This window comes from Aeromonas sp. QDB25, assembly GCF_027707725.1.
GTDB lineage: Bacteria > Pseudomonadota > Gammaproteobacteria > Enterobacterales > Aeromonadaceae > Aeromonas > Aeromonas caviae.
Window position 1 is genome coordinate 1 of the sequence record NZ_JAPCIZ010000134.1, and the last position, 1,561, is coordinate 1,561.

The 1,561-nt window shown below is 58.9% G+C and carries 2 protein-coding genes; both read left to right on the plus strand.

Annotated elements, in window-relative coordinates; all coding sequences use genetic code 11:
- Positions 1-453 (plus strand): type-F conjugative transfer system secretin TraK (locus tag PG883_RS22445; protein WP_270808266.1); only part of this gene is annotated, 453 nt, incomplete at its 5' end.
- Positions 454-467: 14 nt separating this feature from the next.
- A partial coding sequence (locus tag PG883_RS22450) for a TrbI/VirB10 family protein (RefSeq protein WP_270808269.1) occupies positions 468-1,561 on the plus strand: 1,094 nt, incomplete at its 3' end.

A 1,561-nucleotide genomic window follows, 5' to 3' on the forward strand; every position in this document is an offset into this window, starting at 1 on the left:
ACCGAGCGCATCAAAGAAATCCTCCGCTACACCGCCCTTGGGCAGGTGCCAGCCGGATTCACGATGGCTGACAACCTCTCGGAGGTGCCCACCGCCTATCACAAACCCTGCAAGCTGGACTTTCTGACCAACAAGTTGGGCCAGCGCATGATTGGCGCTCGTGAGGTGGTGGATGTGGTACTGGTGACCAACAACAGCGGCACCAGCTCCGGTATCAAAGAGGAGATGTGCATGAGCCGCGACACCCTGGCAGTTGGGGTGATGGATGCCGCCACCCTGCGACCGGGGGCCTCCACCGAGGTCTACATCGTCCGTGATAAGAACTGGGCGAAGAAGCAGAACGCGCTCCAGACCCGTCCGCGACTCGACAAGAACGGCAGCTTCGGCCTTAACGGCTACCAGCAAGTACCAGGCGGCCGTCCTGTTGCAGCCTCCCCGTCCGGTGTGAAGTAAAGGCGGTACACCCTATGCACCCTAAGATCCAAGAATTACTCAAGAAAAAGCCAGTCCGGGTAGGACTCGCAGTGACTGCGCTAGGTGCCATCCTGTTTGTCGGTTCAAAGGCGCTGAATTGGAAGGACGATGAGTCGACGGTCCAGAAGTCACGCCGCAGCCTGATTGAGTCCAACGTGTTTGATACCGGCACCTTGGAAAAGGTGGATGCCGAGCAAGCACAGGCAACCTACGACCAGCAGAAAAAGGAGCTGATGGACATCCGGCGGGATACGCAGAAGAACGAGGCCAACCAGAAGCGCGAGCTGGACAAGGTGCTGGCCAAAATGGCTGACATGCAGAAAACCATGGCCGAGCAGTCCCAGCTCATCGGTGTGCTGACCCGTAACAACCGGATCGTGAACGGCAATGTCTCGAACGCCCGTATCACCCGCGCCAACGAATCCGGCCTCAGTGGCAGCAACGGCGTTGTGTCCGCTGATGGTTCCCCGGCCACACTGACGCCCCAGCAGTCCCAAAGCGTTTCCCGTGCCCGTGGCAAGCCCGAAACCAACGGCATGATCCGCACCGTATCCAGTACATCCATCACCAACATCAAAAAGACCGGTGTAGTCGAAGAGACGCCCATCGTGGTTCAGTATGTCGATGGCAAGCAAGGCACAGGGAGTGCAGGCGGCGCGGGAAAAAAGCAGGGGCCGGTGGATAGGAAGCCCACCAACCCCGAGATCGAGAAGAAAAAGCGCGAGATGGTCAAAGCCAAGGCGAAAACGTACATCCCCGCTGGCTCGATTATCTCCGGCGTGATGCTCAACGGTGTGGACGTCCCCACCGCGCTCTCCAAAAACGCCTCCCCTCTGCCCACCACCATCCGGGTCAAATTGGATGTGCTGATGCCCAACTCGTACAACGCCGATCTGGCCGATTGCTTTGTGATTGGCTCGGTGACCGGTGACCTCGCCTCCGAGCGGGCCTATATCCGGTCGGTGACGATGAGTTGCATCAACGAGCGCGGTGAGTCCATGGAAACAGGGATGATCGGCTACGCTGTGTCTGATTTTGATGGTCGCAACGGGATCCGTGGCACGGTGGTATCACGGGCCGGTAAGGC